Origin of the sequence: Virgibacillus oceani, from assembly GCF_014638995.1 — a bacterium.
Taxonomy (GTDB): Bacteria; Bacillota; Bacilli; order Bacillales; family Amphibacillaceae; genus Virgibacillus_E; species Virgibacillus_E oceani.
This window is the reverse complement of the sequence record NZ_BMFR01000021.1, coordinates 20,675-45,429: the sequence shown is the minus strand read 5'-3', so window position 1 is coordinate 45,429 and position 24,755 is coordinate 20,675. Positions and strand designations below refer to the sequence as shown.

Annotated in this window: 22 protein-coding genes; 18 read left to right on the top strand and 4 right to left on the bottom strand. The window is 39.7% G+C overall.

From position 1 onward, the window contains the following. Positions 1-193: 193 nt before the first annotated feature. The 10 genes from IEV74_RS17300 (at position 194) to IEV74_RS17255 (ending at position 11,053) form a co-directional block, all read left to right on the top strand. Complete coding sequence (locus IEV74_RS17300; protein WP_188456624.1) at positions 194-955, top strand: transposase; 762 nt, start codon at positions 194-196, stop codon at positions 953-955. Between the two features lie 70 nt (positions 956-1,025). Continuing rightward, entirely contained in the window at positions 1,026-1,937 is a 912-nt protein-coding gene (locus IEV74_RS17295; RefSeq protein WP_188456623.1) for a Gfo/Idh/MocA family protein, read from the top strand. 250 nt (positions 1,938-2,187) lie between these two features. Continuing rightward, positions 2,188-2,496, top strand: a complete 309-nt coding sequence (locus tag IEV74_RS17290; protein WP_188456622.1) for a PTS sugar transporter subunit IIB — start codon at positions 2,188-2,190, stop codon at positions 2,494-2,496. A gap of 21 nt (positions 2,497-2,517) precedes the next feature. Next, on the top strand, positions 2,518-3,813 hold the full coding sequence (gene celB, locus IEV74_RS17285; RefSeq protein ID WP_188456621.1) for a PTS cellobiose transporter subunit IIC: 1,296 nt from the start codon (positions 2,518-2,520) through the stop codon (positions 3,811-3,813). A 103-nt stretch (positions 3,814-3,916) separates the two neighbouring features. After that, a complete protein-coding gene (locus IEV74_RS17280) occupies positions 3,917-4,222 on the top strand; it encodes a PTS sugar transporter subunit IIA (RefSeq protein ID WP_188456635.1) in 306 nt (101 codons plus the stop codon). A 14-nt stretch (positions 4,223-4,236) separates the two neighbouring features. Further along, positions 4,237-5,625 carry a 6-phospho-beta-glucosidase GmuD gene (gene gmuD, locus IEV74_RS17275; RefSeq protein WP_188456620.1) on the top strand — a complete coding sequence of 463 codons (1,389 nt, stop codon included), beginning with the start codon at positions 4,237-4,239 and terminating at the stop codon, positions 5,623-5,625. A gap of 20 nt (positions 5,626-5,645) precedes the next feature. Further along, the gene (locus tag IEV74_RS17270) at positions 5,646-6,965 is read left to right on the top strand and encodes a 6-phospho-beta-glucosidase (protein ID WP_188456619.1); all 1,320 of its coding nucleotides are present in this window, start codon (positions 5,646-5,648) and stop codon (positions 6,963-6,965) included. A gap of 122 nt (positions 6,966-7,087) precedes the next feature. Further along, complete coding sequence (locus IEV74_RS17265; protein ID WP_188456618.1) at positions 7,088-9,022, top strand: BglG family transcription antiterminator; 1,935 nt, start codon at positions 7,088-7,090, stop codon at positions 9,020-9,022. A gap of 192 nt (positions 9,023-9,214) precedes the next feature. Beyond that, the gene (gene manA, locus IEV74_RS17260; protein ID WP_188456617.1) at positions 9,215-10,171 is read left to right on the top strand and encodes a mannose-6-phosphate isomerase, class I; all 957 of its coding nucleotides are present in this window, start codon (positions 9,215-9,217) and stop codon (positions 10,169-10,171) included. Positions 10,172-10,189: 18 nt separating this feature from the next. Continuing rightward, positions 10,190-11,053: an ROK family protein gene (locus IEV74_RS17255; RefSeq protein ID WP_188456616.1), complete on the top strand. Its 864-nt coding sequence runs from the start codon at positions 10,190-10,192 to the stop codon at positions 11,051-11,053. A gap of 27 nt (positions 11,054-11,080) precedes the next feature. Here the strand turns inward: IEV74_RS17255 and IEV74_RS17250 are convergent, their stop codons facing one another. From IEV74_RS17250 to IEV74_RS17235, 4 genes are read right to left on the bottom strand one after another with little or no spacing between them, the layout of a single operon-like run. Next, positions 11,081-11,758: an N-acetylmannosamine-6-phosphate 2-epimerase gene (locus IEV74_RS17250; RefSeq protein WP_188456615.1), complete on the bottom strand. Its 678-nt coding sequence runs from the start codon at positions 11,756-11,758 to the stop codon at positions 11,081-11,083. Between the two features lies 1 nt (position 11,759). Further along, entirely contained in the window at positions 11,760-12,635 is an 876-nt protein-coding gene (locus tag IEV74_RS17245; protein ID WP_188456614.1) for an ROK family protein, read from the bottom strand. A gap of 10 nt (positions 12,636-12,645) precedes the next feature. After that, a complete protein-coding gene (locus tag IEV74_RS17240; RefSeq protein WP_229683232.1) occupies positions 12,646-13,323 on the bottom strand; it encodes a FadR/GntR family transcriptional regulator in 678 nt (225 codons plus the stop codon). Further along, complete coding sequence (locus IEV74_RS17235; RefSeq protein WP_188456613.1) at positions 13,320-14,012, bottom strand: FadR/GntR family transcriptional regulator; 693 nt, start codon at positions 14,010-14,012, stop codon at positions 13,320-13,322. Before IEV74_RS17235 ends, IEV74_RS17240 begins: the two co-directional genes overlap by 4 nt. A 224-nt stretch (positions 14,013-14,236) precedes the next feature. On the opposite strand from IEV74_RS17235, the gene IEV74_RS17230 reads away from it, so the two are divergent. The 8 genes from IEV74_RS17230 to IEV74_RS17195 all read left to right on the top strand — a co-directional run bounded on the left by IEV74_RS17230 (position 14,237) and on the right by IEV74_RS17195 (position 24,519). Beyond that, positions 14,237-15,106 carry an N-acetylneuraminate lyase gene (locus IEV74_RS17230; protein WP_188456612.1) on the top strand — a complete coding sequence of 290 codons (870 nt, stop codon included), beginning with the start codon at positions 14,237-14,239 and terminating at the stop codon, positions 15,104-15,106. A gap of 84 nt (positions 15,107-15,190) precedes the next feature. Further along, the gene (locus IEV74_RS17225) at positions 15,191-16,708 is read left to right on the top strand and encodes a sodium:solute symporter family protein (RefSeq protein WP_188456611.1); all 1,518 of its coding nucleotides are present in this window, start codon (positions 15,191-15,193) and stop codon (positions 16,706-16,708) included. A gap of 709 nt (positions 16,709-17,417) precedes the next feature. Further along, on the top strand, positions 17,418-18,407 hold the full coding sequence (locus IEV74_RS17220) for a sugar-binding protein (RefSeq protein WP_188456610.1): 990 nt from the start codon (positions 17,418-17,420) through the stop codon (positions 18,405-18,407). Next, complete coding sequence (locus tag IEV74_RS17215; RefSeq protein ID WP_188456609.1) at positions 18,404-19,831, top strand: sensor histidine kinase; 1,428 nt, start codon at positions 18,404-18,406, stop codon at positions 19,829-19,831. Before IEV74_RS17220 ends, IEV74_RS17215 begins: the two co-directional genes overlap by 4 nt. Next, complete coding sequence (locus IEV74_RS17210; RefSeq protein WP_188456608.1) at positions 19,831-21,261, top strand: response regulator; 1,431 nt, start codon at positions 19,831-19,833, stop codon at positions 21,259-21,261. Before IEV74_RS17215 ends, IEV74_RS17210 begins: the two co-directional genes overlap by 1 nt. A 97-nt stretch (positions 21,262-21,358) precedes the next feature. Further along, on the top strand, positions 21,359-22,648 hold the full coding sequence (locus IEV74_RS17205; protein WP_188456607.1) for an ABC transporter substrate-binding protein: 1,290 nt from the start codon (positions 21,359-21,361) through the stop codon (positions 22,646-22,648). A gap of 111 nt (positions 22,649-22,759) precedes the next feature. After that, positions 22,760-23,698 carry a carbohydrate ABC transporter permease gene (locus IEV74_RS17200; RefSeq protein WP_229683231.1) on the top strand — a complete coding sequence of 313 codons (939 nt, stop codon included), beginning with the start codon at positions 22,760-22,762 and terminating at the stop codon, positions 23,696-23,698. Between the two features lie 68 nt (positions 23,699-23,766). Continuing rightward, positions 23,767-24,519 carry a carbohydrate ABC transporter permease gene (locus IEV74_RS17195; protein WP_373284368.1) on the top strand — a complete coding sequence of 251 codons (753 nt, stop codon included), beginning with the start codon at positions 23,767-23,769 and terminating at the stop codon, positions 24,517-24,519. The last annotated feature ends 236 nt before the right edge of the window (positions 24,520-24,755 follow it).

Genomic DNA, 24,755 nt, shown 5'->3' with positions numbered 1-24,755 from the left:
TTTGTAGAAGTACAATAGAATTTCTTAATTTATTGAAGATAGCTTGTTTTGACCTTTTTATTAAAATAATTTATCTTTTATACGTAATCCCTATAATTCTGCACTAATTATCCCCCAATGAATACTTCTTAAACTGGGACAAAAGAACCGACCCCCTGTCCCGCATTCCTTCCAAAATGAGGTGGTTCAATAGATGCCAAGAAAGTTAAGAAAGAAAAGTTATAATGGTATCTACCATGTAATGTTACGTGGAATTAACAAACAAATTATATTTGAAGATGATGAAGATAGGTTTAGGTTATTGGAAACGGTAAAAAGGATAAAAGATAATAACGGAATGGAGGTTTTTAGCTATTGTTTGATGGATAATCATATTCATTTATTAATGAAGGAGACAGAGGAGACAGTTTCGAAGGCTGTACAAAGAATTAGCTCTAGTTATGTATATTGGTATAATAATAAATATGAACGTTCCGGACATCTGTTTCAGGGCAGGTTTAGAAGTGAAAATGTAGAGAATTTCACATATTTTCTTACAGTAATGCGCTATATACATCAAAACCCTGTTAAGGCAGGTTTGGCAGCAAATGTATTTGAATGCAAATGGACAAGCATTTTTGAGTATGTCGGATCGAATCATTTAGTTGATGTTGATTTAGGCTTAAGTTTGTTTTCGTCTGATAGAAGTAAGGCCATTGAATTGTATTCGGCATATATGCAAATAACAAATGAAGATGAATGTTTAGATGACTTTGACGGAATAAGGATGCCTGATAGTGAGGTAAGAAACTATTTGGTGGAATTGGGGGTATCAAACAGCAGTATTTTACAGCAAATGGAAAAGAAAACAAGAGATAGCATCATTTTGGAGCTAAAAAAGCTGAAAGGAGTTTCAATTAGGCAACTATCCAGGGTAACAGGTATATCGAAAAGTGCAATTGATCGCGTTCGTTAAGCAGGACAAAGGGATCTGGTGGTGGGACAAGGGGTCAGACCCTCTGTCCCGGAGAGGGAGGAATGAAATAGTGGGAAAGCCTAGGATTGGAATGATTGGTTTGGGTGGTATTGCTCAAAAGGCATATTTGCCCATTTTGACAAAAGAAATAGATTGGGAATTAGTTGGTGCCTTTTCGCCAAGTGTGGGGAAAAGGAAGAAAATATGCAGACAATATCGTATTCGGAATTTTGCTAGTTTACCAGCTGTGGCAGATGAATGTGATGCGGTTTTTGTGCATAGTTCTACTGACTCCCATTATGAAGTAGTATCACAGCTTCTAGGCAGCGGAATTGATGTTTATGTTGATAAACCGTTGGCAGCAACGATTTCGGAAGCGGAGAAGTTAGTTGATTTGAGTGAGAGGAATGGAAGGAAGCTGATGGTAGGATTTAATCGGCGTTTTGCACCTATGTATTTGGAGGCGAAGGAGATAGCTAACCAATTGGATTGGGTGCGGCTGGAAAAACATCGAGTGAATGGGATTGGCCCAAATTTATATTCATTTACAATGCTGGATGATTATATTCACTTGGTCGATACCGTTCGATGGCTGTCAGGTGGAGACTTGAAGGCTATGTACGAAAATATGCAGGTAAACGATGATAAACAACTTATTTATGCACAGCATACCTATGAATCAAATACTCTTACATGCACAACTGCGATGCATCGGAATGCCGGATCAAATCTTGAACAGTTAGAGCTGTTTGCAAACGGTACAATTATTCGGGTGAAAAATTTACATACAATGGAGATAGAAAGGAATGATACAGCGACGATTAAAACTCCACCATCATGGGAAACAGTAGGCAGACAGCGTGGTTTTGAAAATGCGATAAATCATTTTATTGCTTGTATTCAGAACGATGAACAGCCTATTGTTGATGGGATTGAAGGGCTGAAGACGCAGATCGCTGTTGAAGAATTGCTGAAGGCGTGAAAAATTAAACAGGGGACTCTTTGCATTCAGGTAAAGAGCCCCTTTTTTTACGGAATGATCGGGACAAGGGGTCTGACCCCCTGTCCCGCCTTGACCCCCTGTCCCGCCTGACCCCTCAATCCCGCCTCCCGAATGTAAGCGCTTATTCATTTCCGCTTCGTAACGGAAAAACGATATGTGTAGTTGTAAGCGGTTGTATTTTACAATGGAATTACAACAAGAATAGTACAAATTTAAGGGGGAGCTTTATATGAAACGAATTTTATTAGCATGTTCATCAGGGATGTCAACTAGTTTGTTAGTGAAGAAAATGGAGGAGGAAGCGAAAGAGAAAGGTGTAGATGTTGAAATTTGGGCTGTGGCACAGGATAAGGCGCCATCTGAAATGGAAAAAGCGGATGTATTATTAATTGGGCCGCAAATGAGATTTATGAAGAAGAAGTTTTCAAAAAGAGCGGAAGAGGTTGGAATTCCACTGGATGTAATTGATCCTGTGGCATACGGCCGAGTAGATGGAAAGGCTGTTTTGAATATGGCTCTCGAATTAATTGGAGAGTAAAAAATACTGGGGGAAACGAACATGAACAGTAAATTTATGCAATTTTTGGAGGATATTCTGTTGCCGATTGCAGATAAGCTAAACAACAACCGTTATTTATCTGCATTGCGTGATGGTTTTATGGTAGCATTGCCTCTTATCATCTTTGGATCTATATTTGTGGTAATCGCAAATTTACCATTTCTTGATAAACTTATAAGCGAGGATGCTTACGCAGCGTATCAAAATGCATTAGGTCCAGCCTCGGCTGCAACATTGAGCATCATGGGGATATTTGTCATCATCGGTATTGGGTATAAGCTGACCGAGCATTACAAGGGGGAAGCGATTTACGGTGGTGTTGTTGCATTTGCATCTTTTCTTATTTTGACACCACAAGTTTTGGAAGGGGTTTCTGGGGTTATTCCAACAGCAAGTCTTGGTGCACAAGGGATGTTCCTGGGGATTTTCACTGCATTTATTTCAGCTGAACTTTACCGGTTCTTTGTACAAAAAAATTGGACAATTAAAATGCCGGCTGGTGTGCCTGGGGCGGTATCTAAGTCATTCAGTGCTTTGATTCCAATTACATTAACGCTTACTGTATTTTTAGTAATTCGTATTATTTTTAGCTATACTTCATTTGATACTGTACAAAATTTCATTTATACCATTATTCAGCAGCCGTTAACAGCATTAGGCAGCGGACTTCCTGCTACTATTGTTGCGGTATTATTGATCCAAGTATTTTGGTTCTTCGGTTTGCATGGACAGATTATTGTAAACTCTGTATTTGATCCGATCTGGTATGCGTTAAATGATGAAAATCTAAGCGCATTCCAAGCGGGGACAGAGCTTCCGAACATTATAACAAAACAGTTCATCGATTCCTTTTTAGTTGGAATGGGCGGATCTGGAATGACGCTTGCAGTTGTTCTTTTGATTTATCTAATTGGACGAAGCAGACAGCTGAAGGAAATTGGTAAATTGGGTGGTCCGTCTGGGTTTTTCAATGTTAATGAACCGATTATTTTCGGTCTGCCGATTATAATGAATCCGCTCATTATTATTCCATGGCTGATAGCACCGGTAGTAGTAACAATTATTACGTATTATTCGATGGCAACCGGGCTCGTTCCACCGCCTGCAGGAATTATTGTTCCGTGGACGACACCGCCAATCTTAAGCGGCTTTTTAGCAACAGGTAATGCATGGCAGGGTGCCGTTTTACAAGCATTTAACTTAGCAGTTGTTATGGTCATCTGGTGGCCATTCTTAAAACTGCTAGACAAAAATTATTATGAAACCGAGAATAAAGAGACAAAAAACGCAAGTTAACGGGACATGGGGCGGGGCTGATTCTCTGTCCGGCTAGAAGCTAGACCAATCCAGGGACGGGGGGACTGACCCTATGTCCTTAGACTTCAGAGGTGAATGGCATATGGACAAGTTAACAGAAATTGCTTTTCAAATTATTTTGTATGCTGGAAATGGTAAATCTAGCGCAATGGAAGCAATACAAGAGGCAAAGGAGGGGAATTTTGACGAAGCTGACAGATTAATTGAAGAAGCAAGTACCGAGCTTGGGAAAGCACATGGCTACCAGACCAATTTACTTCAAGAAGAAGCAAGTGGTGAAGGAAATGGCGTAAACGTTATTTTAGTTCATTCACAGGACCACTTAATGACTTCCATGACGGTTAGAGATCTAGCAATTGAAATTATAGAAATCTATCGAAACAAATAAGGAGTGGTAACAGTATGTCTATCAATTATAAATTTCCAAGTGATTTCTGGTGGGGAAGCGCAACGTCTGCAACACAAATAGAAGGTGCAGCACATAAGGGCGGAAAAGGGGAGAACATCTGGGATCATTGGTACAAAACAGAGCCCAATCGCTTTTTTGACAATGTAGGTCCTGAATCTACCTCTGATTTTTATCACGTATATAAAGAAGATATTAAAACGATGAAGGAAATAGGACACAATACATTCCGTATGTCGATTTCCTGGTCCCGCTTAATTCCTAGTGGACGCGGGAAAGTTAATCCTGAAGCAGTAACATTTTATAACAATGTGATTGATGAACTGCTCGCAAATGGGATTGAACCGTTTGTCAATCTATTCCATTTTGACATGCCGTTGGAACTGCAGCATGAAGGCGGCTGGGAAAGCAGAGCAGTTGTTGATGCGTATACAGACTATGCAAAAGAAGCTTTTCGCCTTTTTGGTGACCGTGTTAAAAAATGGTTTACCTTCAATGAACCGATTGTACCGGTAGAAGGCGGGTACCTGTATGATTTCCATTATCCGAATGTTGTGGATGCGAGACGCGCAGCACAGGTTGCTTATAACACCATGATTGCCCATGCCAAAGCAGTAGAGGCATTTCGTGGATTTGACATTGCAAACGGAAAAATAGGCATCATTTTAAACCTGACACCATCCTATCCGCGTAGCAAAAACCCTGCTGATCTAAGAGCATCGCGCATTGCGGATTTATTTTTCAATCGCAGCTTCCTGGATCCGGCTGTATTAGGGGAATATCCGGAAGAATTAATTGAAATCTTACGTGAGCATGGACAGTTACCAGTGACAGAAAAAGGTGACGGTGCATTGTTAAAGGCGAACACGGCCGATATTCTTGGAGTGAATTACTACCAGCCAAGACGGGTAAAAGCAAAGGAATATTTACCAAATCCATACAGCCCGTTCATGCCGGATTGGTTCTTTGATAACTATGAAATGCCCGGCAGAAAGATGAATAAATACCGTGGCTGGGAAATCTATGAAAAAGGTATTTATGATATCATGATCAACCTGAAAGAAAATTACGGTAATATCGAGTCGTTCATTTCAGAAAATGGCATGGGAGTTGAAGGTGAAAGCAGGTTTATTCAGGACGGTCAGATTCAAGACGATTACCGAATTGAATTTATCCGTGAGCATTTAAAATGGCTCCATAAGGCGATAGAAGAAGGATGTAATGCGAAAGGCTATCATTTATGGTCGTTTATGGATAACTGGTCATGGATGAATGCCTACAAAAATCGTTACGGTTTTATTTCTGTTGATATTGAAACGAAAGAACGGACTTGGAAAAAGAGTGCACATTGGATAAAAGAAGTTTCCGAAAATAATGGATTTTAACTGATTCGAGGTGACCAGCAATGAAGGGAATAAAGGTTGTTACAATTGGCGGGGGTTCAAGCTATACACCAGAGCTGATTGAAGGATTCATTAAGCGATATGATGAATTGCCAATTCGTGAGCTTTGGCTGGTGGATATTCCAGAGGGTAAAGAAAAGCTTGAGATTATCGGTGGTTTGGCGAAACGAATGGTTGAAAAGGCAAACATTCCAATGGATATTTGTTTATCCATGGATCGCAGGCAGGCATTAAAAGGTGCCGACTTTGTTACAACACAAATCCGAGTCGGCCACCTTGATGCACGTGCGAAGGATGAAACGATTCCGTTAAAGCATGGTGTGATTGGACAGGAAACAAATGGTCCTGGCGGGTTGTTCAAAGGGTTGCGCACAATTCCCGTTATATTGGGGATTTGCAAAGACATGGAAGAAATTTGTCCAGACGCATGGCTGATTAATTTTTCCAACCCCGCTGGAATGGTGACGGAGGCTGTTTTGCGGTACAGTAATATTACAAAAACAGTTGGATTGTGCAATGTACCGATTGGAATGCGCATGGGAGTTGCTGATATGCTCAAGGTTGATCCAAGCAGAATTCATATTGATTTTGCTGGATTGAACCATATGGTATTTGGATTAGAGGTTTATTTGGACGGTGCAGCCATTACCGGTGAAGTCCTGGATAAACTTACGAACGGAGCGGGCATGACGATGAAAAATATCGTTGACCTTGGCTGGGAAAAAGATTTCATAAAAGCATTAAACATTTTGCCTTGTCCTTACCATCGTTATTATTACCAAACGAGTAAAATGCTTGAGGAAGAAAAGCAGGAGTTTGTCGAAAAAGGAACACGTGCCCAGGTCGTTCAACAATTGGAAAAAGAACTGTTTGCATTATACAGTGATCCCGAACTAGCAAAAAAACCTCCCCAATTAGAAGAACGTGGCGGAGCATACTATAGTGACGCTGCTTGCAGTTTGATCAATTCAATCTACAATGATAAACGTGATATCCAGCCTGTCAATACGAGAAACAATGGAGCGATCGCAAGTATTCCGAATGACTCTGCGGTGGAGATTAACTGTGTCATTACGAAGGACGGTCCAAAACCGATCAGTGTTGGTGATTTGCCGGTGGCGGTGAGAGGACTTGTTCAGCAAATTAAGTCATTTGAACGTGTAAGTGCTGAGGCTGCTGTGACTGGCGATTATCATCAGGCATTACTCGCACTGACAATTAACCCGCTCGTTCCTTCAGATACAATTGCAAAAGAAATACTGGATGAAATGCTGGAGGCACATAAAGACCATTTACCACAATTTTTTAACTCGGTCAGATAATGTGTTTCCATAATGATTCAATGGTTCTGGTTCATGTTTCGAATCAGAACCTTTTGGCATCTAGACCATGCATAGTGATATAGTTAATGTAACGGATGTATGGAATAAGGAGAAGAACCATTATGTTGAACTCCAGAATAAAAACGATTTTGCGTGAATTAATGGCAGCGCAAACGACACTAACAGGAAAATATTTAGCCGCTATCAATCAGGTGACACCACGTACCATAAGGGATGATGTGAAAAATATTAATACGATGCTTTCTGAACATGGTGCACATGTGGATTCTATTATGGGAAAAGGGTATCAATTATACATTGATGATTCATTGAAGTTCCGTAATTATTTAAAATCTGTATTTAAAGAGGAAGATTCAGAGGATACGGTTATTCCAAGATCCCCTGAAGAGAGAGTGGCTTTTTTAATAAAACGCTTATTGTTAAGTGAAGGGTATGAGAGGCTAGATGATTTAGCTGAGGAAATGTATGTAAGTAAATCAACCATTCAAAACGATTTAAAACATGTCAAACACATACTAAGCGGTTATGACATTCGGCTGGAATCACGCCCTAATTATGGATTAAAGGTAATGGGAAGTGAACTTAAACGCCGTTTCTGTGCTGCGGAGTACTTGTTTGACCGCAATGATGAAACGTGCGATTGTTATGTTGGGGCACATCTCGCATCCTTTACGAAAACGGAATTGGATAGGATCTTGGCAATTATTATGAGGCAAATTGATAGACACCATATAACGTTATCGGATATTGCATTAAATAATTTGCTTATTCATCTTGCGATTGCCTACAAACGAATTAAAAGCGGTTATCATGTAACACTTTATCAAGCGGACATGCAATCAATTGTCGACCAGCGAGAGTATATGGTAGCGAAGGAAATTGTTTTGGAAGTGGAAGATACGTTTCATGTTACATTTCCGCAATCTGAAATTGCCTATATCGCCATTCATTTGCTGGGAACAAAAATGCTGTCCCAGACAAACGATGCGGATGAAGTTGTTGAGCGGGTTTTGGAAGATGATCTGTATCAATTGGTGATGGTAATCCTGGCAAGAATTGAAGCGGAATTTAATTTGGGAATAAGTGCTGACAAAGAATTGATTATTGGACTAGGGCTGCATCTGAAACCAGCAATCAACCGCTATAAATACGGGATGAATGTCCGTAATCCAATGCTTAAGGATATTAAGCAGAATTATCCGTTAGCGTTTGAAGCAGGAATTATAGCTGGAGTTGTGATCGAGGAGCAGACAGGAACGAAAATAAATGAAAATGAGATTGGCTATCTTGCCCTTCATATTGGGGCAGCGATGGAACGTCATAAGCTAAAATCAGGACCGAAACGCTGCCTGATTGTTTGTGCCTCTGGATTAGGTACCGCGAAATTAATTTATTATAAACTAAAATCCAAATTCAGCAGGGAAATTGATGTCATTGGTACGACGGAGTATTATAAACTTGATAAACTTGATTTAAACGATGTTGATTTTATTGTCAGTTCGATTCCAATTTCCGAGGATTTACCTGTACCGATAGTGGAGGTAAATGCAATCTTAGGTGATCATGACCTTAAGAAAATCAGGGACTTCGTTATAGATAGTAAGCAAAGTGTGGAACGGTACTTTCAAGAGGAACTGATGTTTTTACGAAAAAGCTTTACGTCTAAAGAAGAAGTCCTGGAATTTATGCATCATCAAATGGCTGGAAAAGGGTTAGTTGAAAGCAGCTTTTTGGAAGCGGTTTATGAACGTGAGGAAATAGCGCCTACATCATTTGGTAATTTGGTTGCAGTACCACACCCAATCACACCAAAATCCGAAACGACCTTTCTCGCTATTTGTACATTGGAAAAACCAATTGCCTGGAACGATAAACTTGTGCAATTTGTTTGTGTACTTTGTGTCAAGAAAAATAGCACGGAAGATTTGCAGTCCATGTACGATTTATTAGGAAAAATTATCGAAAACGCCGCAATTGTAGAAAAACTAGTGAATGTGAAACGGTATGAAGACTTTATAACGGTTTTAGATAATTGAATGGTGGGACAAGGGTCAGTCCCTCTGTCCCACCTTTCAATTGGCGCAGTTGATTATGTATGCAGGTATCATTCTTACTGCAATTATGGTAAATTTATTAAAAAAAGATGTTGGTTAAAAGCGGGACAAGGGGTCAGTCCCTCTGTCCCGGGACACGGGGACTGACCCCTTGTCCCAGATGGAGGTAATGGGATGTATAAGGAACCTATTTTTTTGAAGCCCGTTTTTCAGGAGCGTATTTGGGGCGGGGAGAAGCTTCATAAGCTATATGACTACGATATTCCGAATGATAAAACAGGGGAAGCATGGGTTATTTCTGCTCACCCAAACGGTCCAAGCGTGATTACGAACGGGCCGCTAGCAGGGAAAACACTTGCCGATGCTTGGAATGAGCATGGGGAATTATTTAATAAACAGGCTGGTAATGACGAAACATATCCGCTGCTTGTGAAAATTTTGGATGCAAATGATGATCTATCTGTACAAGTACATCCCAATGATGCGTTTGCCCTTGAAGTGGAAGGACAGCCGTACGGGAAAACGGAATGCTGGTATGTGTTAAGCGCTGAACAAGATGCAAAGCTTATTTTAGGACATCATGCAAAATCCGCACAGGAGCTTGCAGACATGATGGACAACGGAGAGTGGGACGCATTGCTGCAGCACATTCCTGTTCAAGCTGGGGACTTTATTTATGTTCCAAGCGGTACCATTCATGCAATTGGAAAAGGAATTGTTATTCTGGAAACACAGCAGAGCTCTGACATAACTTACCGTGTGTACGATTATGACCGTGTTGATGCAAACGGTCAGAAGCGGGAGCTGCATATGGATCGTGCAAAGCAAGTTACCACTATTCCGCACAATGGTGTGGCAATTAATCAGCAAAAAGAAATTATCGGCGACTTAACAATCAAAAAATTAGTGGAAGAAAAGTATTTTACAGTTTGTCACTGGCAATTAAACGGAAAAGTAACACAGACATTAACTGAGGACTTTTTGCAGGTTAGTGTAATCGAAGGAAATGCCGTTATAAAGGTTGACGGGAACAGTTTTCACATTGAAAAGGGAAGCCATTTTATTTTACCTAATGGAATGAAGGAATATGAGATTAATGGGGAAGCGGAGTTTATTGTTTCCCGGGTATAAACGGAAGGGGAGAGGATTATGTTAGTTGGAGGAATCGAGGCCGGGGGTACTAAGTTTGTGTGTGCAGTTGGAGATCAAACAGGGAAAATTATTGCAAAAACAAGTTTTCCAACTGAAGGGCCGGATGAAACGTTTCAGGAGGTAAAGCGTTTTTTTGCTGATTATTCGCTTGAGGCAATTGGCATTGGCAGCTTTGGCCCGGTTGATTTGGATAAAACGCGTGCTACGTACGGCACAATTCTAAACACGCCTAAACTAAAATGGAAAAACTGCGATGTGCTGAATCGCTTAAAGACTGATTTTCAGCTTCCGGTTTATCTGGATACGGATGTAAATGCTGCTGCACTTGGGGAATATAAATATGGAGCTGGCAAAGATGCAGGCAGCTGCTTGTACATAACTGTTGGTACCGGTATAGGGGCAGGCTTTGTTAAAGACGGAAAAACATATATTGGAAAAAATCATCCCGAAATGGGGCATATTCTTGTGCAGCAACGCGAGGACGACAAGTTTGCGGGGAACTGTGCCTATCACGGAAGTTGTTTGGAAGGGCTTGCTTCAGGTCCTGCTATCGAAAAGCGCTACGGGAAAAAAGGCAATTTATTAGCGGATCAGCAAGATGTATGGGAGCTTGAAGCATATTATTTAGCGCAAGCGATAATGAATTATTACCTGATTTTGTCACCGGAACGTGTGATTATAGGCGGCGGTGTCATGAAACAGGAACAGCTATATCCATTGATTCAGGAGAAGGTCTTGGAGTTGATGAATAGGTATGTAGCTATAGAAAATATAGAGGATTTTATTGTTGCACCAAATCTGCAGGATGAGCAAGGAATAAAAGGGGCAATTGCATTGACTTTGCGGGACAAGGGGGTCTGACCCCGCGTCCCGCTGACCTTTGTCCCGTTATTCAGCTTCTCCAACAAATCGCTTTGTAATGTCTCTTGGCCTTGTGATTGCACCACCGACCACACTTGCATAGGCTCCGATTTCCATACATTTTTTATACATCTCGGGCGTAATGACGTTACCTTCTGCTATAACTGGTATCTCAACGTTATCCAATACTGTTCTTAAAAATGCAAAATCATTATTATAAAGCTTCATTCCGCTTGTCTCTTCTGTATAACCATGCAACGTTGTGGAAATGCAATCGAATCCCAATTTTTCGGCTTGAATGGCATCATCTAATGTCGCGATATCTGCCATTAGTTCAACGCTCGGATTTTTTTCCTTTGCGTAGCTCACTAAATCAGCCAAGGAACTATTTTTTGGCCTGTTTCGTTGTGTAGCATCCATAGCAATCATTTCACAGCCGCTTTCCAGCAATTCATCAATTTCCTTGCGTGTAGCTGTGATAAATACTGGACTGTCAGCATAATCACGTTTAACAATCCCAATTACTGGCAAATTAACCTCTTTTTTAATTTCAATAATATCTTCCTTTGTATTGGCACGAATCCCTTTTGCGCCACCTTCTTTAGCTGCCAATGCCATTTTGGACATGATAAATGAACTGTGCAGCGGTTCATCTGGTAATGCCTGGCAGGATACAATCAACCCGCCTTTAACTGCTTTTAACATATTACAATTCCTCCTTGAAAAATGGATAAACAGCACCATACAATGCTGCGTCATTAAATAATTCAGCAATTTTCAGCTCGGTTATTAAAAAGTTTTTTGGCAAAAATTGTACAACATGCTCTTGAACCAGCTTCAATAAAAATTCACCCTGTCTGGAAATTCCCCCACCGATAAGAATACATTTTGGATCGATTAGGATAATGATTTGCGCTAGCCCTTTCGCAACTTCGCTTGCCCATGAATGGATTATTGCCATACATTTTTTATCACCGCTTTTTGCCCGATCAAAAACCTCTTTTGCCTCTATTCCTTTACCAACCTCTTGTTCAATAACCCGATTTAATGCTGAGGTTGCTGCTCTTGATTCATAATTCGTATTTGTTTTCTCATCGTATAAAAGATACCCGACGGAATTAGCTTGATGATGAAATCCATCTACTAATTGCTGGTGAAAATAAGCACCGCCAATTCCAGTCCCTAGTGTTATACAGAATACATGATCCTCACCCTGTGCCGCACCTTTCCAGCGTTCGCCTAGTAATGCAGCATTCACATCGTTCTCCACATGGATAGGCAGACCAAATTTCCGGGAAAGCTGTGACTTAAAATCTGTACCAGCGTAGTCCTGGATTGTTGGTCCGGCATAGATAATTTTGCCTCTTTCACGATCAACGATTCCGGCGGTACTAATCCCTACACCTTTAATTGTGAAGACATCGGATGCAGAATCTATGATTTCCTCAACCTGCTTTCGTATCGCATTATCAACATTTTCGTTTGTTTTGATTTTCTGATGGCCAAAGAGCTCATGGCCATCATTTATGAAAGCATATTTGATATAGGTTCCACCGATATCAATAGACAAATAGACTGTCATGAATGTCCTCCTAAACTTTCGTATTGTTAATATGCTTGGTAAGTAACGATTTTGCCTGGTCAGCGTCACCATTCACTAACGCTTCCACAATCTTTTCATGTTCGTCCGTTGCGGTCTTATATTCTTCCATTGTCATATTAATATGCTTGACCTCGAAGAAATAGCTTGTAATCATGTTGGTCATTTGGATAAATAAGTGATTCGCTGTTGCTTTAAGCAGCTGTTTATGAAAGGCAATATCAGCTTCTCTAAATTCGTCTAGAGTTGCTGCACATTTGCTTTTTTTAACAAGTTCCTTTAAACGTATTAATTCACCCTCTTTATTGTTCGTTACTATTTCATCAATTGCGCTTGATTCAAAAATAACTCTCAAGCTTAATATATCCTGGATTTTTCCTCCATTGATTTGCCAAAGGAAGAAAAAGTTGCTCAATAAATTTTCGATATTGGATTCATTCAAAAAAGCACCTTTACCTTGTGTGATCGTAATTACATCTGTATTTTCTAGGTAACTTAACGCTTCTCTGACAACAGATCTGCTGCAGCCGAACATTTCCACAAAATTGCGTTCGGTCGGGAGCTTGTCACCAAATTTTAATTGGTTATCAATAATATATTTTTTAATTTCCTGGATAATTGTTTTTTTTAGTGATTTGCGTTCCGTCGCATTAATTGGATCCAAATTCACGATTGTTCCTCCATTTGATTAATAAAAGTAAAGATCGGCTCGAAATGATCAGTCATAACCTTTTGTGCTTGCTGCAATTTATGCTCACTTAAAGACTTAATTATTTCCGCGTGTTCTCTGTACGATTGGATCAATGCTTCTTCATTTTGGACTAAATCTATTTTTACAAGTGAAAAGTACTCGTTGATTATTTCGCTAAAATTGTAAAAGGTTTCATTATCTGTTGCTTTCATAAGTGACTGATGAAACAGCCGGTCATATTTTTTCGTATCTTCTTTCTTTATAATTGTTTGATAGTAGGATTCATTTATATCGTTCAGCTGCCCAATATTTAGATCGATTTGCTTTTCGATAATTAATCGCAATGCACCAAGCTCAATGATTTTCCTGATCTCAACTAATTCTTTAATTTTCACGCCATATGTTTCATAATGATGTTTCAAAATCGTATTGATCGAGCCAAGTTTCGTATCTGCAATATATACACCGCCACCGGGCTTTATCGTTACAATTCCGACCGACTGAAGCGATATCAAAGCTTCCCTTACGACAGTCCGGCTGACCTGGAGCTGGTCAACCAGTTCTTTTTCGGATAAAAATTTATCCCCCGGCTTCAGGCCATTCTTTAAAATATGATTTTTAATACGATCGATCACGATATCAACTAACGACGTTTTCTGTATCCCCATGTATAAACTCCTCTTACCGTTTGTGTGGGACAGGGGGTCAGTCCCTCTGTCCCGGGACAAGGGGACTGACCCCCTGTCCCTTTGATGATACCATAATTGATTGAATCTCATTACTTAAAAGTTGTTGACTTTTTGGTAGTTGGCTTTTATGATAATAGTACAAATAAAAATTGGTCTGACAATATTATAACTTTGTTTGATCATTTTTTCTAGGAGGAATTTGCATGAAGGGGATATTTTCAGCTTTGCTTGTACCATTTGATGAAAACGGTGCCATTAAAGAGCAGGGTTTACGTGAAGTCGTTAGACAGAATATTGATCAGCAGCAAGTAGATGGATTGTATGTAAATGGCAGCTCCGGGGAGAACTTTATGCTGTCAACGGAACAGAAGAAAGCCATCTTTAAAATAGTAAGCGAAGAAAACAATGGTGCGGTTAAATTAATTGCACAGGTGGGATCTATTAATTTGGACGAAGCTGTTGATTTAGGGAAATACGCAACAGAGCTCGGATATGACAGCTTATCAGCAGTAACACCGTTTTATTATAAATTTACATTTGAAGAAATTAAAAACTACTATGAGACAATCATCGATGCTACTGGAAACAACATGATCATTTATGCAATTCCTGCACTAACTGGTGTATCGATGGACTTGGCTCAATTTGATGAATTGTTTCAAAACGAAAAAGTAATCGGTGTGAAATACACGGATGGTAACTTCTATTTATTAGAACGTCTCAGAAAACGTTATCCGAACAAACTCATTTATTCCGGATTTGATGAAATGTTAATTTACGGCGTGATTTCTGGTGTGGATGGAGCGATTGGAAGCACATTTAACATCAACGGCAAACGTGCGAAACAAATTATGGAATTATGTCACGAGGGCAAGGTTGATGAAGCATATGAAGTACAGCATGTGACAAACGACATCATTGAAAAAGTATTGGATTTAGGGCTGTATCAAACACTAAAAGAAGTGCTTTATATAAAAGGTATTGATGCAGGTACATGCAAAAAGCCGATGAGTCCATTGGATGCAAGCAAAAAAGATGCCGTTAAACAGCTTGTGCATGATTTTGATTTATAAGGGCAAAAAAGCGTTCCTCGCTTTTTTGCATAGAAAATTTTTGGAATCTTTCTAATGTAACCGAAAACAAAGGGGGAAGTTTTAATGGATAAGGTAGGATTGGGTACAGTTAACTGGATTGTGTTAATCGTATATTTAGTCGCAATGTTAGGTGTAGGTGTTTATTTTACAAAGAGATCCGGGAAAAATACGGATGCATTCTTTACCGCAAGCGGAAAAATCCCGGCCTGGGCTGCAGGGTTTAGTATTTATGCGACAACATTAAGTGCGATTACGTTTATGTCAACACCTGAGCAGGCATTTTTGACAGATTGGTCTTATGCTGCAGGTAACTCGGCGATATTCGCTATTATACCGGTATTAATTTATTTCTATATTCCATTCTTTAGAAAATTAAATGTCACAACAGCTTATGAATATTTAGAGGCTCGTTTCGGCCCGTCACTTCGGGTTATCGGCAGTTTGTTATTTGTGCTCTATCACATTGGGCGTGTAGCAATTGTTATTTATTTACCGACGTTAGCCATTACATCGGTGTCAGATATTAACCCGATTGTAATCGCTTCCGCTGTTGGTGGGTTGTGTATTATTTATACATTTTTGGGCGGTATGGAAGGTGTTATTTGGAGTGACGTTATCCAAGGTATTTTACTTCTTGGTGGTGCAATATTAGTCGTTGTACTAGGAGCGTTCACCATTGATGGCGGATTTTCGACTGTTATCAGTGATGCGATCGCCGATGATAAGCTGATTACACTGGAAAATTTCCAATTCGGTACAGCTGCTGCGGCTATTCCGATCATCTTTATCGGTTCGATTTTTAACAATTTACATCAATATACAGCAAGTCAGGATGTTGTACAGCGTTACCAGACAACAAGCTCGATTAAAGAGACAAATAAATCGTTATGGACAAATGGTATTTTAGCGCTTATTACGATTCCGGTTTTTTATGGAATGGGTACAGTACTTTACAGCTACTATACAAATGTGGAAGCACTTCCTGATGGGTTTAACACGTCGGCAGTTGTGCCATATTTCATTGTCACAACATTGCCAATTGGTGTTGCTGGTTTGTTAATTGCAGCAATATTTGCGGCTTGTCAATCGACCATCTCCTCTAGCTTAAATAGTATGTCAGCATGTATAGTAGTCGATTTTAAACAACGGTTTTTTGGGAAAACTGCAAAATCCAATGATGTATGGTTGGCAAGATTGGCGATCATCATTACTGGTATTCTAGGAATGGCGGCTGCATTGTATTTGGTGTCAACGAATCGTGCAGAAACATGGAATTTATTCTTGGCGATGACTGGACTTTTTGGTGTACCGATTGCTGGTATATTTGCACTTGGTATTTTTACAAAACGTGCGAATGCACCAGGGGTACTAATTGGGTTATTTTTAAGTGCCCTAACATCTTATTTTATCCAGCAAACAGACCTTACACCTTTTGCGATTAGTGTTATGTCATTCTTTTCATCATTTATATTTGGTTATGTGGCTAGTTTCTTCTTCCCGCGTTATAACAAAAATACAACAGGGCTTACAATTTACACGAAAAACGATGCCTACGTGAAATCAGATGTAAATGCAGGTTAAGAATAAAAGCGGAAGCGCACGTTTAGCGACGTGCGGACTGCGCCATGGGACTGCGCTTACTCGTCCCACCGAAAAGATTTGCCATGCAGGGTGGTTCGGCGTTGCCGCGCAAAGCGGCGGTTTTAGTCGAACATTCCTTCGCAAGAGATAAAGGAAACTCGGATGAGCTAAAGCGTCGATGTTGACCTTATCGTACGGAGGTGAGGGAAGTCCATCAAGGCTTTAGCGCTGTAACTGGACGTGGCCAATGCGGTAGTTCAGTTATTCACAGCATTCAAATTTTATAGTGTACGCTAGACGATAAAAAAAGCGGATCCAAGATGGTCCGCTTTTTTTGTGCGTTGTGGTTGGATTTGTGAGTAGAGAGGGTTGAGTGAAGAAGGGGATGGATTGCGTGAAATCTGGCAATTCGTATGCTCCCTGCATATTTCAGTACTCTAAGATTAGAAAGTCGCTTGTAGCACTTAAGAAGTATCCTCTCTTCACATAAATGCGGGATTGAGGCTATAATTAAAGTAAATCGAATTGTTCTATAAGTTTAGTGTGTTTGTTGCGGGAATGCGGCAGTTGCAAAATATGACTGTGACGTGATTCAAAAAAATACATGCTTAACAACGGAGAAAAAAATAGGGACAAACGGGGCTGCTCTATGTCTGTAAAACCGGGACAATGGACCTGACCCCGTGTCCCACTAAAGGCAGGTGAGTGGATGAGATCTAATTCCAGGTTACTTTTTTATACGTGCAGTGGTGTGGTTTTTGTGATTAGCTTTGTTGGAATGCTGATATATGGATATAAGACGTTTTATATTGAAACTGATAAAGCAGAGGCACAGGATTATGCTTATCATTTTGCGCTGATTGCTGAGGAAACGGACAATGACTATTGGCGGCTGGTTGAAGAGGGTGCCAGGAAGGCTGCTGAAGAAAAGGATGTTTATTTAGAATATGTGGCCCCAGAAAAAGCAGATAATAGTAAAATGCTGAAATTGCTTGATAGAATGATATCTGCAAAAGTGGATGGGATCATTATTCAAGGCATCGAGGGAGAACGGTTCATTAATTTAGTACATAAAGGAATTGAGCGGGGAATACCGATCATTACTACAGATACGGATGTGAAAAATAGTGAGCGGAAAGTATATGTGGGGACGAATAACTATTACGCTGGAAAGCTTGCCGGACAAGCAATTATCAACAATACGCAGGGCGAGCAATATGTCGGGATTATAACCGGCCGATTTGACGCCATTAATCAGCAAGAGCGGATTGATGGGTTTAAGGATGCGGTTCATACCGTCAACCGGATCCATATTGTAGACATAAAGGAATCTAACATTACGGAAATTGGTGCTTCGCGGGCTACTTATTCGCTGCTGAGGCAATACCCTCAGATTACAGCAATGTTCGGAACGAGTGCACTTGATGGTATTGGTATTGTTAATGGTCTTCAGGAGATTGCTCCTTACAAAGACATGTATATTGTTGGGTTTGATATTTTGCCGCAGACACTGGATTTAATAAAGCAAGAAAAAATTGATGCAACGATCGCCCAATATCCAAAAGAAATGGGGTATCGTTCTGTAAATGTGATGATTGATTTGCAGACGCAAGGTTATTTAGAGGATCAGCAATTCACCGAAACCGAAATTATCGATAACTGTGATGTCATACCTAAGCGAAATGGTGAAACGAAATGAAGACAATCAGGGGAAAGCTATTAGTCTACTTTTTTGTATTTGTCATATTGTTTCAGGTAACCGCTGTTTCTATTTTTGTCAGTTCCAATGAATTAACAAGTGCATATAATGACAGTTTTCAGCGGTTCCTGTTATTGAATTCCATTTCGCAAAATTCAAGAGATCTGTACACAGAGACCGAGAAATTTGTAACCGAATTTGAATCTGATCATCGAAGCTACTATAGGGTAAAGGAATTGCTGCAGCGGGAAAAGGATAAATTAGCTTCTTCATTTTACGATATTGATCCAATTGAAATGAAGAACTATATCAATTTAATAGAGACGTTTATTCAGGAAAGTGAATTAACGGTGGGTTTTGTTATCAAGGATGATATTGAACAATATACCTACCACTTAGAAGAAGCGCGTAATGCATCGGGATATATCCAGGAAGCTACATTGGAATTAATTAATCTTGAATTAACTGCCTATCAATCGTTCTATCAGGATTTACAGGCCCGGAATGACTCCTTTTTATATTTTATAATATTCTTGTTTGTTTCAACAATCATGCTCGCGATCTTTTTTGCCATTTGGTTTTCCAGTGGTATTACGAGGCCATTAAGTAAATTGTCACGGGCTGCCAAAGAAGTTTCCAGTGGCGATTTATTAGGGGAACCAGTTACGATTCGGTCCAGGGATGAGCTGGAGCTGCTTGGGGATACGTTCAACAGTATGCGTTCGAATATCCATGAATTAGTTGAGGAAATAAAGGACCAGTCCGAATTGGATCGACTACTTAAGGAAATGGAATTAAAGCATTTACAAAGTCAGATTAATCCGCACTTTTTATTTAACACATTGAACACACTGTCGAAAATGGCGTATTTGGAAGATGCTAAATCCACTTCAGCATTAATTGATTCGGTTGCGACAATTCTTAGGCATAATCTAGGTGAAATTGACCACCATGTCATGCTAAGGGATGAGGTAAAGGTTGTGAAAGATTATTTCCATTTGCAAAAAACGCGATTCTCAGAGCGGATTCAATTTGAACTGAATGTTGATGAAAGCTGTTTAGAAATTGCGATACCCCGACTAACGCTTCAGCCATTAGTAGAGAATGCGTTTATTCATGGCATCGAAGAAAAGGAAGAGGGTGGAACGATCTCACTAAAAATTTTTCAAAGCAATGATAGAGTGATTGCGGAAATAAGCGATGATGGAGCTGGGATGGATCAGGACAAGGTCGATCAATTAATGTCTTTCACAAAACAGCAGGATGTGCATGTCGGTCATTCTACTGGTATTGGAATAACAAATGTGATCCGGCGGCTGCAGTTATTTTACCAGCTGTCGCATGTAGTTGAAATAGACTCAGAAAAAGATAAGGGAACTACGATAAGGCTACTGCTGCCTATACAAGATGGGAGGAAAGGCTGATGCGTGTATTAATTGCTGAGGATGAGCTTTTGGAAAGAAAAGCAATGAGAAAGTTTATTGAGGATAATTTTGCGGAGCTCACTGTGGTTGGTGAAGCGCCAAACGGGAGAAAGGCAATTGAATTAGCTGGAGCCCACGAACCTGATATAATTTTTATGGATATAAAAATGCCTGGGATAAACGGATTAGAAGCGGTAGAGGAAATTATTCGAGTAAATCCGGCTACTAAATTTATTCTCGTTTCGGCATATGATTCGTTTGATTACGCAAAGCAGGCAATGAAGTTTGGCATCAAGGAATATATTCTCAAACCTGGTAAAAAAGAAGAAATTGTTAAAGCCATTTTGCGTGTGCAAAAGGAAATAGCGGCAGAGAAAAAACAACGGGCAGAACAAGTCCAGTCCAATCAGCTAATTAAGGAACATCTAATCACGAAATTAATGAAATACCCAATTGATGATGACGCTATTACAATTCAAAAGCAATTTTTCGCTAAAATGAAAAGCAGTTATTTTCTTGTTGTACAGGTGGGCAATGAAGTCTCAGAGGAATTAATTGAGACCGTTTTCAACAAATCTATTGAATTTCCGTTTATCGTAAATCATAACGGTGATAGCTATACCATTTGCGTATTTCCTTCTGTAAAAGTGGACAAGGCGGAAATTCTGCATGTGGCAAGGAAGGTACAGCTGGAATTAGGATCTGATAGTTTTGTTGGCGCAGGACTGCCATGTGCATCAATAGAGGATTTACCAAAATCATACCAGGAAGCACTTCATGCATGCTATCAGTTAGAGAGAGAGAATAATAGAAATTATGGATTTGTTTTGGAAAAGGAGAAGCATCTGACTTATAGAGATTCTTTGCAATGGCTGCTGGAGGCAATTGAGAAGGGTGACGATATGGAGGCGATACGATTATTTAACGAAAATCAGGATAACTTCGCCCAAAATACGCTTGATGAATTATACCTTTACATTAAAAGCATAATGATTGAACGTGGTATTGCTGTAGTGGAAAGAACACTATCAGAATTAACGAAACCTAAAGATTGGGAGAAATTTATAAAGGTATGCTGTTTACAAATACAGGATTACTATCAGTCAAAGCAGTATATTGTAAAGGCAAAAAAATATGTAAGGGAAAACTTTCAGCAGGCTATTACATTAGAAGAAACGGCTGCACATGTCAATTTGAGTCCTAATTATTTTTCCAATATGTTCAAGCGGGAGTTTGGATCTACTTTTATTGATTATGTAACAAAGGTTCGCTTGCAAAAGGCTAAGGAATTAATTGAAGGAAACAATTATTCGTTGAAGGAAATCAGTTATATGATTGGGTATAAGGATCCGAACTATTTCAGCAGAGTTTTTAAAAAACAATTCCTGGTATCACCGAAACGCTTTCAGCAGCAAATCTTAAAAAAATGAAGATAATAGTAAAAATGTACAGAAATTGATTAACCGCTAACAGCAGAAAGTTTTTTATACTACTTGTAAGCGTTATCAAATAAAGGGGGAAATAGCAGTGAAGAAATTATATGGATTTATATTACTCTTAGTCCTAGCGCTTGTGCTGGCGGCGTGCAGTTCGGATTCATCAGGGGATAGCGGTGATTCGGACAGCGGCGAAAGTGAAAGTGCCGGGAAAAAAGTAGAAATTTTCAGCTGGTGGACGGGTGCAGGTGAGGAAGATGGTTTACTTGCATTAATTGATTTATTTGAAGAAAAACATCCAGATATTGAAATCGAAAATGCTGCTGTCGCCGGTGGAGCTGGCACAAACGCAAAAGCTGTTCTTGCAACAAGAATGCAGGGTGACGATCCACCATCAACATTCCAGGTTCACGGCGGTGACGAGCTGAATGAAGGCTGGGTAGCAGCTGATAAAATGGAGCCGTTAAACGATTTTTATGAAGAAAATGGATGGATGGATAAGTTCCCAGAAGAATTAATTGATTTAGTAAGTAAGGATGGAAATATATATTCTGTTCCAGTCGATATTCATCGCGGGAATGTAATCTTTTATAATATGAAGGTATTTGAGGAAAATGGAATTGAAGTACCTACAACGTTTGATGAGTTCTTTGCAGCGGCAGATAAACTGAAGGAAGCTGGTGTAACACCATTAGCCTTAGGTGACAAAGAAGCATGGACCGCAACACAGATATTCGAAAATGTGTTACTCGGGGTTTTAGGACCGGATGATTACAAGAAGCTTTTCGAAGGCGAAATTGGGTTCGATGATGAACGTGTAAAAGAGGCGGCTGAGAAATTCGGCAAGATGCTAGATTATATTAATGAGGATCACGCTTCACGTAACTGGCAGGATTCCGCGCAGTTAGTAGCAAATGGTGAAGCTGCAATGCTTAATATGGGCGACTGGGCAAAAGGGTATTTCTCAAATGATTTGGAATTAGAAACAAACAAGGATTTTGGTTACTTTGAATTCCCAGCAACTGATGGAAGTTTTGCTATTATTACGGATACATTTGGATTGCCTAAAGGTATTGAAAATCCAGATGATGTGAAGGAATTTTTGAAAGTACTTGGTTCTGTGGAAGGTCAGGATGCATTTAATCCATTAAAAGGATCTATTCCAGCACGTGTTGATGCGGATAAATCAAAATACGATGAGTATGGTCAAGAAACAATGGAGGATTTCAAGGGAGCGAGATTAGTTCCAAGTCTTGCTCACGGGTCCGCAGCATCTGAAGGATTTTTAACAAAGGCAAACCAGGCTGTAAATATCTTTGTTACACAACGAGATGTAGATACCTTTATCAAAGCATTACAAAATGCAGCACCTGAAATGTAGCATATAAAAGCATATGTGGCTGCCTGAAAAACGGGACAAAGGGTCTGACCCCTTGTCCCAATATGGGCAGCCTTTAGCTATTTCACCAACCTCGAGTTAGGAGGATCTATAGTGGCAGAAAATATACAGACAAAGCATAAAAAGAGGTTTACAAAGGATCAATGGACTGCTGTTGCATTTTTGATTCCGTCAATCATTTTAATACTTGTTTTTGTTTATGGATTTATCGGCTGGACCGGGTATGTTTCACTGAGTAATTGGAATACGCTTGTACCAGATTTTTCATTTGCCGGTTTGAAAAACTATATCTATTTATTTAACGATTTTCGTTTCCAGGCGGATTTACGAAATACATTGTTTTTTACGATATTATTTATTGGTCTTGTAATTGTTATGGGGATGGGTCTTGCTATTTTAATTGATCAGAAATTGAAAGGTGAATCGATTTTCCGTAACATATTTCTTTTCCCAATGGCATTATCCTTCATTGTTACTGGTGTCGTTTGGCAATGGCTGCTAAATCCGTCAACTGGATTTAATCAGTTTTTAAGTGTGTTTGGGATTGAGCCGAAATGGTACACGGATACAAATATTTTAGCTGGATTTGAATGGGGAAGTATTGAATTTGGTTTGCCTGTAGCGATTATTGCGGTTGTTATTGCTGCCGTGTGGCAAATGACTGGATTTTCATTAGCAATGTATTTAGCTGGATTACGAGGGATTCCTGATGAATTACGGGAAGCGGCTAGGATGGACGGTGCGAGTGAATTTCAAGTTTACCGGAAAGTTGTGCTACCTATGCTATTGCCCATTACGATGAGTGTCGTCATCATTATGGCTCATATCTCATTGAAGATATTTGATTTGATTTATGCAATGACGGGATCAGGTGCGAACTTTGTTACCGATGTACCTGGTGTCTATATGTTTGAAACAACGTTCAGAGGAAATTATTACGCGAATGGGGCTGCTATCGCAATTATCATGTTACTTTTAGTAGCAGTATTTATTGTTCCATATTTATGGAATAGTAGAAAGGGTGATAATTAATGGCGGCATTTAACTTGGGAAAGTTCATCAAATACTTAATTTTGATCGTTTTGGCTATTATTTTTCTAATGCCTATTTATGTCATCATTGTAACGAGTCTAAAGCCTTTAGATGAGGTATCGCTCGCACAAATGTGGGCACTTCCGACTTCGATAGACTTTAGTTCTTATGCGGAAGCATTTACGAATCTGGCACCTAATTTTATGAACAGTATTTATCTTGTTGTACCGGCAACATTATTATCAGCCTTGCTCGGAGCAATGAATGGGTATGTATTGTCAAAGTGGAAGTTTAAGGGTGCAGATATCCTATTTACGTTTATTTTATTTGGGATGTTTATTCCGTATCAAAGTATACTAATCCCGCTTATTCAATTTTTGCGAACGATTGACCTGTATAATACGATACCGGGATTGGTTCTTGTGCATGTTGTGTATGGGTTACCGATTACAACGTTAATGTTCCGGAACTTTTACGCAAATATTCCAGATACGATGATTGAGGCAGCCAAGATAGACGGTGCGAATTTCTTAGGGATATTTAGACATATCATTATTCCATTGTCGATTACGGGGTTTGTCGTTGTGGCTATTTGGCAATTTACGAATATATGGAACGAGTTTTTGTTCGCCGTAACGATAACCACGAACGATAATCAGCCGATTATGGTAGCCTTGCAGAATTTATCCGGAAGTCAAATTGTCGAATGGAATGTCCAAATGGCAGGCGCTTTAATGGCAGCACTGCCGACATTGCTCGTATATATTTTTCTAGGAAAGTATTTTGTGAGAGGACTACTGGCAGGATCAGTAAAAGGATAGTGAAGGCGGGACAAGGGGTCTGTGACCCCTTGTCCCGCTTTTGTTCTTGCTGTGGGACGTTGAACCTGACTTCGTGTCCTGAATATAGGAATGTTATACTAGTTTGGGTGTTGTTGATTTCTTATAATAGTCTAGAAATTCTTAAAAAAGTCCATTCTTTTTTGAAAGCGTTTGCAAAAACTTAAATTATACTGGTACTGATAGTAATAGGGTGAAAGATATAAAGGAATAGCATA

Excerpts from the sequence above, each read along its gene's own strand:
- IEV74_RS17300 (WP_188456624.1), top strand. The coding sequence starts at position 194 with ATGCCAAGAAAGTTAAGAAAGAAAAGTTATAATGGTATCTACCATGTA.
- IEV74_RS17290 (WP_188456622.1), top strand. The coding sequence starts at position 2,188 with ATGAAACGAATTTTATTAGCATGTTCATCAGGGATGTCAACTAGTTTG.
- celB (WP_188456621.1), top strand. The coding sequence starts at position 2,518 with ATGAACAGTAAATTTATGCAATTTTTGGAGGATATTCTGTTGCCGATT.
- IEV74_RS17280 (WP_188456635.1), top strand. The coding sequence starts at position 3,917 with ATGGACAAGTTAACAGAAATTGCTTTTCAAATTATTTTGTATGCTGGA.
- gmuD (WP_188456620.1), top strand. The coding sequence starts at position 4,237 with ATGTCTATCAATTATAAATTTCCAAGTGATTTCTGGTGGGGAAGCGCA.
- IEV74_RS17270 (WP_188456619.1), top strand. The coding sequence starts at position 5,646 with ATGAAGGGAATAAAGGTTGTTACAATTGGCGGGGGTTCAAGCTATACA.
- IEV74_RS17265 (WP_188456618.1), top strand. The coding sequence starts at position 7,088 with ATGTTGAACTCCAGAATAAAAACGATTTTGCGTGAATTAATGGCAGCG.
- manA (WP_188456617.1), top strand. The coding sequence starts at position 9,215 with ATGTATAAGGAACCTATTTTTTTGAAGCCCGTTTTTCAGGAGCGTATT.
- IEV74_RS17255 (WP_188456616.1), top strand. The coding sequence starts at position 10,190 with ATGTTAGTTGGAGGAATCGAGGCCGGGGGTACTAAGTTTGTGTGTGCA.
- IEV74_RS17250 (WP_188456615.1), bottom strand. The coding sequence starts at position 11,758 with ATGTTAAAAGCAGTTAAAGGCGGGTTGATTGTATCCTGCCAGGCATTA.
- IEV74_RS17245 (WP_188456614.1), bottom strand. The coding sequence starts at position 12,635 with ATGACAGTCTATTTGTCTATTGATATCGGTGGAACCTATATCAAATAT.
- IEV74_RS17235 (WP_188456613.1), bottom strand. The coding sequence starts at position 14,012 with ATGGGGATACAGAAAACGTCGTTAGTTGATATCGTGATCGATCGTATT.
- IEV74_RS17230 (WP_188456612.1), top strand. The coding sequence starts at position 14,237 with ATGAAGGGGATATTTTCAGCTTTGCTTGTACCATTTGATGAAAACGGT.
- IEV74_RS17225 (WP_188456611.1), top strand. The coding sequence starts at position 15,191 with ATGGATAAGGTAGGATTGGGTACAGTTAACTGGATTGTGTTAATCGTA.
- IEV74_RS17220 (WP_188456610.1), top strand. The coding sequence starts at position 17,418 with ATGAGATCTAATTCCAGGTTACTTTTTTATACGTGCAGTGGTGTGGTT.
- IEV74_RS17215 (WP_188456609.1), top strand. The coding sequence starts at position 18,404 with ATGAAGACAATCAGGGGAAAGCTATTAGTCTACTTTTTTGTATTTGTC.
- IEV74_RS17210 (WP_188456608.1), top strand. The coding sequence starts at position 19,831 with ATGCGTGTATTAATTGCTGAGGATGAGCTTTTGGAAAGAAAAGCAATG.
- IEV74_RS17195 (WP_373284368.1), top strand. The coding sequence starts at position 23,767 with ATGCCTATTTATGTCATCATTGTAACGAGTCTAAAGCCTTTAGATGAG.